A 9,013-nucleotide genomic window follows, 5' to 3' on the forward strand; every position below is an offset into this window, starting at 1 on the left:
GGAGTGATCATTAAATGATTTGTTTTCTAAATTGAACACCGCCTAACCCACCCTACAGATTAAGGTTTATCTATCTATATTTACAGGAGTGTACTTTTGACAAAGGTGGAATGCATCAGAATCAGTCTTGGTGTGAACACGATTGTCTCTTCTGGTTAAGCTAATGCATCCTTGCTGCAACAGGTGGTTCAGATTCAAATTCCACAAGCTAACTGTTCCATCCGGATTCGCTAATGCTAATTGTTCACCATCCGGGGAAAAGCTAACCTTGGCGACTGGATTTTTATGACTCGGTAAGGCTTTAAGTAATGTACCATTTTGATGCCAGAGTCTGACGCGGTTATCGGTACTTGTCGTGGCTAGCATTTGGTTATCCGCACTAAAGCTAAAGCTGGTGACTGGTTTGGTATGTTGTAAGATATTCAACAATGTGCCATTTTTACGCCAGAGTCTTACTGTACCCTCTGTACTGCTAGAGGCAATGAGTTGACTATTGGGACTAAATTGGATATCGATAATCGAATCAGTGCTTGTATCAAAGGTGTGGAGTAATTGACCATCCCGACACCGCCACAGTGCGATCGCGCCTTGGTGATCTACAGTTGCTAGTTTATCTCCGTTGGCGGAAAAACGGACATGGGAAATATGGGGACGAGTTAACGTTTGCGCTAATTGATTCTCCAGATATTGCCACAGTTGAATCTTTTGATCGGTACTCACGGCAATTTGTTGGCGATTGGGATTAAAACTGATACTGGTTATCTTATCAGCATCAACGTTTACAGTTCCCTGTCGTTGACCCTTTTGATCCCACAGTTTAATCGTACCATCAGCGCTAGCACTGGCGAGGGTTTGGCTATCAGAACTAAAGCTAAGATTAAGGATGCGATCGCCTGTTTCTTGGAAGGTATAAACTCGGTTAGATTTATCGGGATCACTCCGATGATGCCACAGCTTTACTGTACCATCCTGATAAGCGACAGCCACCATCTGACTATCCGGACTAAATCGAAGCTGAGTCACTGGGGAAGAATGTCCGGGTAAAGTATTCGGCTGACTGAAACTCGAAATCGCTTGATTAAATGCCATAATCACTCGCATTTTGGTATCCGCCGTCACGCCGAGAGACTGTTTTAGTTCTTTGGTGGCGCGAATACTTTCGATGAGTGCATCTCGCGGTTTATTAGTGGCTAAAAGGGATTCGGATAATAAACTCAGGGTATTGATTTTAATATTCCGTTCTTCGATAGAGGGTTTAACCCAAAAGACACTTATTAATACTGTTATAATCACCGCCGCCGCCCCAGTGACATATTGAAATCTCAACTGCTGTTCCCGATTTAATTTCGCTTGGATTAATTTTCGCTGCTGTTGTTCTTTTGTTAACTCTTCCAGTAATTCTTTTTCGCGACGCAGTTGTTTAATTTCCGCTTGATTTTGGCTTTCGATTTGCCGTAATTGTGCCAGGGTTGCTTCTTGAGACGCCGCGAGGAAATGATAATCGCGATCGCTTAAACTTTTTCCTGTCGCCCAATCTTGAGCATCTTGTAAAGCCTGTCCACGCAATAATCGGGACTCATCTTGACAATCTGAGTCAAACCAAGCGGTTAAGGCTTCACTGTAAGGGCGTAATTCAGCCAGGGCGTTTTCTACCCAATTGGCGGTAAAAATAGACTGATAAATTTTATTTTTGACTCGGAGTTTTCCCCCTTGACGAACCACTAATCCACTCAGGCATAATTGAGCTTGTTCCGGGCTATCATCAGCAATCAATTCTCCTTGGTGTAAAATCCGCTGATAAAGCCCCAATAATCGACCCGCCAATTGCTCATTTTTGAGAATGCGATCGCGGATAGTTCGGATATGGGTAGGTTCATCTTGAGATTCCCAGTTTTCCAGGAGTTGGGATTGGACAATTTGCCCAATTAAGGGTGAATTTAAATTGTCGCTTGAATCATTAATAGTCGAGTGATGCACCCCAACTAATGTTGAATCTTGCACCACTACCTTACAGAGTTTTTGGGTGAGGAAAGGTTGTCCACTTGTCCAGTCTAAAATCTCTTGCAAGACAGTTTCAGAATAATTAACATTTCCCGCTAATCCCTGAAGCAACGGTTGGCAATCTTGATATTGAAACCCCTGCAATTCTATCGCCCGACCAATATTAAACGGGGTGCGGGTGGGGTCACTAATTAAATCTGATGGCGTAGCGACTCCGACTAAGGCAAACGTAAGCCGCTTATATTCACTATTTTGGGCGCGTTTATTATAGCAGGCGCGAATCAAGGCAAAAAAGTCATCGGCAGCTTCCTGCAAGCTGAGAATACTATCGATTTCATCGATAAAAATAACAATAGGTTGAGATAACTCTTTCAGCAGTACCGTTGAAACAAGTTCACTCAATCGCTGCACCGGAGACATCCAATCTCGCCCTTGCCACCAGTCCATAAATTCCAGGGGATTGAATAGATTAAAGCTATTCAATAACTGATAGGATACACCACCATACCACTGTTCCAACGATTGACTCCCAATATCCGATAAATCAATTGCAGCACAGGCAAATCCTTCTGTAGAAAGCCTTTGCATCGTGCGAACTAATAAACTGGATTTTCCCATTTGCCGAGAATTCAGGACATAACAAAATTCTCCCGCTTTTAGTCCTTCATAGAGTTCAGTATCGGCTTGTCGGATGATGTAAGTGGGGGCATCTTCGGGAAGACTCCCACCGATTTGATAGGGGTAATCATTCATAATTTATTAGGTTTTTGGCTATGGGGATAAGGCGAGACATTTAAGTTCAATGGTACGGTAATAAGCATTAGGTAATCATTGTAAATACACTTAACCGGTTTAACTTAAATCAAGCCAATCCAATATGATTTGAAGTAACCAAGCACTATCTATGTTATCTAAATTGCCACTGATTCTACAGAGACAATGGGTTGAAATGATGCCAATTTCGTAACTGGAATCTCCATGAATCAAATAAACATTGCCAATGTCTGTGATTTTGGTTTGTTGTTGAATAGGATTAGACAACCATTGTTTACGATTGATTTCTAGTTTATTACAAGTGCGATCAAATAAAACATAAGTTGTTTGGGTCTGGGCGCGAAACCAATTAAGGGATAAACTTATTGACACACCTAACAAAACCAAGTTAAAAGCTGTAAAACCGATCGCTTGAAATGATGGCATTAGAACCAACGTCGGCAATGACCCCATGAAGCAAAGAAAAATAAATAAATTAAACAAAAATAACCAGACATAAACAAACTTAATTTTCTGAATTACTTCACCAAAAGTAGGGGACAGTAGAATAATTTCTAAGCGGTCTCTAGTCGTTTTAACTTTGATTAACTTACCTGAAGGTTTAGACAGTTTCTCGCCAACCAGACGTGGGGGAGGATTAGACGGTGGAATCTGCCTATCTCTAAGTGCTTCTCTAGCTTCTTGAGCCGTGCTAAAGCGCCTCTCTAACGAAAGTTCGGTCATCTGTTCAATCCAACTGATAAACTGAAAATTGAGACTAAGGCGTGAATCGCAGCTATCCCGAAGGAAATCACGAAATTGAATTTGTCCTTCTGTTTGCGGTAAATCAGCAGGCGCTATACCCGTTAACAAGTGAATTAAGGTAGCCCCTAACGCATATAAATCTGACGCCGCCACCGCCCGCCCCCAAAACTGTTCTAAGGGTGTATAGCCACTCGTTCCCACCACCGTAAATGTAACCCCAGTAACAGCTGCTTGAGCTTGAACTGTCCCAAAATCTACCAGATAAACCCACTTTTTTTTCACCCAAACTAGATTACTGGGGTTAATATCTCGATGCAAGACAGGCGGACTTAATTCATGTAAATAGACGAGAATATTTAGAACTTCACGGGCAATCCGGCGAACCTGTTTTTCGGTAAAAATTTTATTATTATCTAATAGGGTTTGCAGAGAAATCCCTGGAATGTAATCTTGAACTAATCCAAACCACGGCAAAGTAAATCCTGAGTCTTTATCCAATGAAAAATAATCCCGATAGTGAGGAATGCGAGGATGATTTAAAGCTTGCAAAACTTGGGCTTCGCGTTCAAACAGTTTAAGTTCTTCCCACTGCATTTCTGGGCTAAAAGCCAGCAATTTAACGACGACTCTCTTCTTTGACTGCAAATCGGTGGCTAACCAAGTCTGTCGCCCTGCTGCTGTGCGTCCTAATCTTTGATGGAGCTGGTATCGTTCTTTTAAGCATTGATTGGGACTGAACATAATCATTTATTTTTGAATAAGCATTCGGGTATCATTTTTATTTAAAATACAGCCAATTCAATAGTTCTTGGAGTAACCAAGTGCTTTCATGCTCTCCTAAAGCACCACCCAGTTTACACATTGAATAAACAGTAGGAATTCTGATTTCGTAAATCGAGCCTCGATTCATTAAGAATGCATTACCAAGCTCGGAAATACTGAACTGCTGCTGTCCATAATACAAAAACCAGAGTTGGCGTTTTAGGCTTAAAGAATTAAGGTTACGCTCCAAGACGACATGAGTTTTTTCCCCCATGCTATAGAAATCAAATAGGCAAAGAAATAGTGAAAAACACAATAGACTTAAAGTTGTGTCCAAATATCCAGAAAATATAGAAGATAATAGCCCCACAATAATAATGATGAAAATTCCTGTATGAAAAGAGACAAGGATTAAAGCCGCTAACCAACTGTATTGGGTAATTTTTCTCAGTCCAGGAGCTGGAATAGTAATCGCCAATTTGTCTCTATCCGCTTTAAGTTTAATCAGGCTACCTGAAGGTTTAGAAAGTTTCCCTCGAACTGGATGTGATGTAGAACTCGACTGTTGAATTTGCCCATGTTTAAGCGAATGTCTGGCTTGTTTAGCCGTGCTGAAGCGCTTTTCTAACTCCATTTCAGTCATTTGCTCAATCCAAGTGATAAACTGAGAATCGAGGCTGACGTGCGAAGCGAAGCTATCCCGAAGGGAATCGCGAAAATAAACCCGCCCTTCTTTCTGGGGTAAATCAGCCGGGGCTGTACCCGTTAGTAGGTGAATTAAAGTTGCACCCAAAGCATATAAATCAGAAGCCGCCACCGCCCGTCCCCAAAATTGTTCTAAGGGTGCATAACCACTCGTCCCTACTACAGTAAATGTAACACCTGTAACAGCAGCTTGGGCTTGAACTGCGCCAAAATCCACTAGATAAACTTGCTTGTCTTCCCCTAAAATAAGATTACTCGGTTTAATATCTCGGTGCAATACTGGCGGACTCAGTTCGTGTAAATAAATGAGAATATCTAGAACTTGGGTCGCCATCGCACGAACCTGTTTCTCGCTAAACCGTTTATTTTTATCTAATAATTCTTGCAGCGAATTTCCCGGAATATAGTCTTGTACCAATCCAAACCAATGTAACTGGAACCCCGCTTCTTTGTCTAAAGAAAAATAATCCCGATAGCGGGGAATTCGGGGATGATTCAGGGCTTGTAAAACTTGTGCCTCGCGTTCAAAGAGTTTAAGTTCGTCCCACTGCATTTCCGGGCTAAAGGCTAATAGCTTAACCGTCACTTGTTCATGAGATTGTAAATCCGTCGCCAACCAAGTTTGTCGCCCTGCAGCCGTGCGTCCTAATTTTTGTTGCAGTTGGTAACGTTCCTTTAAGCATTGCTCTGGATTGAACACGAGATTACCTCTGATAAATGTTGACGGTATCTAGCGCGTGTGTAGGGGCAGAGTTTACGGTCATCATTTCTTACCTTAACCCAGGTATGACTAAACCTGCCCTAACTGACAATTAAGCTGTCATACATTTAAATTGGGTATTATTAGCGAGCAAGATGCTCGCACTACACGGCTTTCGCCATTATTGACATTAAGGTTTAAATGCCGAACAGCTTATCTCATCTTCCTTATTGCCTTTTTTGATAAAACGGCTCTATCCTGTTTCCTAGGTACAGTTTCAGGTTATCGAGACTTCCGCCGGAACATCCCTACCCGGTGTGGTAAATTGCCGATTAACGTTAATTTTTATAACGTTCAATTGTCGCCAGGGCTTGAGCTTTACCACCATAATAAGATTGGATAGTTTCAGCAATCTGAACCGCTCGTTCAGGGTTCCCGGTTGCGACTAATCGACGTACAATGGCATCCAAGGCTTTGGCTTTTGGTTCATAGTCTGTAATCATTTTAGCCACCTGAATGCCTTGTTCATACTCAGCAGACGTGGTTAAATAGGGTGCGATCGCTTGGATGGTCTTACTCTGAATCGAATCATGGGGGATACTGTGAGTCACTCTCAGAGCTTGGGTATACTCACCAGCATCAGTTAAATTGAGTGCGATCGCTTGTATCTTTTCGATAATTGGCAAAGCTTGCTTAGACTTACCCACTGTCACTAACTCCGTGGCAATACCCTCAAGTGCTTTAACTTTAACCCAACGCTCTGTAATCGTTTCCGCAGTATCAATGGCTTGATTGTACTTACCAGCTTTCGCGTAATTAGCCGAACGATAAACTAACTTCCAATCTTCCCCCAGAAAAATTCCTTTTTCATCCTCTCCATAAAGATTTACTGTCTCCGGGGCGCATTGAATCACACCATCCTCTACAATTGGTGCTGGGGGGCGATGAGTACCGGGAGATTCTGCCTCACACAGAATTGCAAATGTTGTCATCTCTCCTGTTGCTACAGCATCACCTAAAAATACAGCGCCCACATAGCCTTTCATCTTTGATTTGTGGGAAATGGCATAGTTAATAACGCTCAAGGAAGTTGTATGCATTGAATAGGTATAGTTCTCTGTTTCAGTGCTAATGCCGAGTCCCAGTTCCGCTATAGTATCAGTAAACTTACTTTCCTCTAAAAAATAAGCTTGCTGGGCGCGATTCATTGAACCAATATATTGTTTTGCTTCTGACTCTCTGGCTTTACCAGCGCTACTAAGAAATGAAGGAATTAATAGGAGAATAAAGCCAATTCCTATTAGTCCTAGTAAAGCCCAGCAGCCACAACCGTAGCCACTGTCACTATCATCTACATAGCGTCTTGAGCCTTGGGCAGGGATTTGATTGTGGTGAGGAATCAAAGAGGATTGCAGTGCAGAAAAAGCCTGACGTGCTGTACTCAATCGTCTTTCCAGTGCAGGTTGAATTAACTGCTCAATCCAGTTAGCAAAACTCGGCTCAATCTTGACTTTATCTCGAAACTTAATCCGCATTCGCTGCTGGGGTAATTGAGATGGCGGAATCCCTGTTAATAAATGAATCAAAGTTGCACCCAAGGCATATAAATCTGATGCAGGTACAGCTTTTCCCCATAGCTGTTCGGGGGGCGCATAACCACTGGTTCCCACTACCGTAAATGTAACCCCTTCAGCTTTAGCTTTGTCTTGCACAGCACCAAAGTCTACCAAATAAATTTGGTTATTTTTTCCCAAAATAAGATTACTGGGTTTAATATCACGGTGAAGAATAGGCGGACTCAACTCGTGTAAATCAATTAAAATATTGAGCAAATCCTCGGAAAAATGACGCACCTGATTCTCCTTAAACTGTTTCCCTTGCTCTAATAACTGCTTGAGAGAACTACCGGGAATATATTCTTGCACTAAAGCAAACCATGGTAATCCGCTTACATTGGATTTATCACTATTTTTATTGTCGATAGAAGAGTCTTCTAAACCCGCTTCAACATCATCCACTGAGAAATAATCGAGATACTTCGGAATGCGAAGATGGTTGAGATTCTTTAGAACTTGAGCCTCTCGTTGAAACAGCTTCAACTCATCCCATTGCATCTGGGGATTAAACGCCAGCAATTTAACCACAACGGCTGTTGGCGGTGAGGCTTGAGTATCCATCGCTAACCAAGTTTGACGCCCTGCGTTATTCCCTAATTCTTTTTGTAGCTGATAGCGATCGCATAAAACTTGTCCTGCGCTTAACATGAGTTACTCCTTGAAATTTTAATTTATGAGTTACGTCCGTTATTGAACATTTGCTAGCCAATCTGTGATTTCACCAACTAACCAGTTTGATTCAGATGGTGTTAGTCGATTTGCCAAACAATAGTCTCTCTTTCTTATCTTGAGATAGATGGCTTTACCTGAATAATTACTAGCTACTCCTTGAATCTCCGAAAGGAGTAGATGAAAATCAAATCCCTGACAAGTAAATTTATCTATATCAAATACTACAGAGTATCCCCAGAAGTTAGCACATATAAAATTACGAATATTACGAATATCTCTGTACATTTTTTTAAGATCAATCAAGGATTCCTGAGCAAAAAAAGATATGAAACCAAATATAAATAATGTGCATATTATTGTTTTACTTGGCGAAGAAAATAACTCTTTTAAGGTATAAAATCCAATAGCAACTAGGCATAAACTTACAACTATTGACAACAAAAATAAACTAAAAAATGGGATTAATTTAATTAATAAAAATACGCAATCTTTAATAAACCACACTATCCCCGTTGCAGAAAAATAAACAATAAGTTTATTTTTGTTTTTTTTAATCCTAATTCGTGTTAAAAAAGGCGGATGTACAGTTTCCAATGGATAACCCATAGAACAAATCGAGCGCCCGGTTTCCAATGCATCAAGGGCTTGACTAGCACAACTCAAGCGCAAATCTAGGTCAGGTTCCGTCAAGGCTTCAATCCAACTTATCAACTGAGAGTTAATACTCACCTGCTCCCGAAATTGTATCCGTAAATTTCGTTGCGGCAAATCAGCCGGGGCTGTACCTGTTAATAGATGAATTAACGTCGCGCCCAAAGCATAAAGATCCGAAGCCGGAACCGCTTGTCCCCAGAACTGTTCTAAGGGTGCATATCCACTCGTTCCCACCACAGTAAACGTCACTCCTTCTACCGCCGCACTATCTTGCACCGCACCAAAATCAACTAAATAAATCTGCTTATCCTCTCCTAAAATCAGATTACTCGGCTTAATATCTCGGTGTAATACCGGAGAATTTAACCCATGTAAATAGATGAGA

General features: G+C 41.5%; 5 protein-coding genes and 1 pseudogene. All 6 read right to left on the reverse strand.

All coding sequences use genetic code 11. The features are described from left to right. Window positions 1-66: 66 nt before the first annotated feature. Window positions 67-2,754: an AAA-like domain-containing protein gene (locus tag RIB93_RS31685; RefSeq protein WP_446379152.1), complete on the reverse strand. Its 2,688-nt coding sequence runs from the start codon at window positions 2,752-2,754 to the stop codon at window positions 67-69. 99 nt (window positions 2,755-2,853) lie between these two features. Further along, window positions 2,854-4,260, reverse strand: a complete 1,407-nt coding sequence (locus RIB93_RS31690; RefSeq protein ID WP_446379154.1) for a serine/threonine protein kinase — start codon at window positions 4,258-4,260, stop codon at window positions 2,854-2,856. 37 nt (window positions 4,261-4,297) lie between these two features. Further along, a complete protein-coding gene (locus tag RIB93_RS31695) occupies window positions 4,298-5,686 on the reverse strand; it encodes a serine/threonine protein kinase (protein WP_446379156.1) in 1,389 nt (462 codons plus the stop codon). 338 nt (window positions 5,687-6,024) lie between these two features. Then, a complete protein-coding gene (locus RIB93_RS31700; protein WP_446379162.1) occupies window positions 6,025-7,086 on the reverse strand; it encodes a type IV pilin-like G/H family protein in 1,062 nt (353 codons plus the stop codon). After that, window positions 7,060-7,950, reverse strand: a pseudogene (locus RIB93_RS31705) (serine/threonine protein kinase); the annotation flags it as partial. The gene RIB93_RS31700 and the pseudogene RIB93_RS31705, both read right to left, overlap by 27 nt. Window positions 7,951-7,989: 39 nt before the next feature. Beyond that, window positions 7,990-9,013, reverse strand: a 1,024-nt coding sequence (locus RIB93_RS31710) for a serine/threonine protein kinase (RefSeq protein WP_446379158.1), incomplete at its 5' end; no start/stop codon positions are given.

Source organism: Coleofasciculus sp. D1-CHI-01 (genome assembly GCF_040218875.1).
Classification (GTDB): domain Bacteria; phylum Cyanobacteriota; class Cyanobacteriia; order Cyanobacteriales; family Coleofasciculaceae; genus Coleofasciculus.